A 288-nucleotide genomic window follows, 5' to 3' on the forward strand; every position below is an offset into this window, starting at 1 on the left:
GGGTGAAGTCGTAACAAGGTAACCGTAGGGGAACCTGCGGTTGGATCACCTCCTTACCTTAAAGAACCTGCCTTTGTAGTGTCCACACAGATTGTTTGATAAATGATAAATTTCAAAATGTACTGTTAAGTGCATTGTGAAATTTTGCTCTTTAAAAATCTGGATCAAGCTGAAAATTGAAACGACACACAGCTAATGTGTGTTCGAGTCTCTCAAATTTTCGCAATCAGAAGTGAAACATCTTCGGGTTGTGAGGTTAAGCGACTAAGCGTACACGGTGGATGCCCT

General features: G+C 41.3%; 1 rRNA gene. It reads left to right on the forward strand.

Annotated features, from left to right (window positions below):
- A 16S ribosomal RNA gene (locus tag PGR79_RS23850) occupies positions 1-56 on the forward strand; the annotation flags it as partial.
- Between the last annotated feature and the right edge of the window lie 232 nt (positions 57-288).

It is taken from the genome of Klebsiella sp. 141161 (assembly GCF_050600815.1).
In the GTDB taxonomy this organism is placed as follows: Bacteria; Pseudomonadota; Gammaproteobacteria; order Enterobacterales; family Enterobacteriaceae; genus Klebsiella; species Klebsiella aerogenes.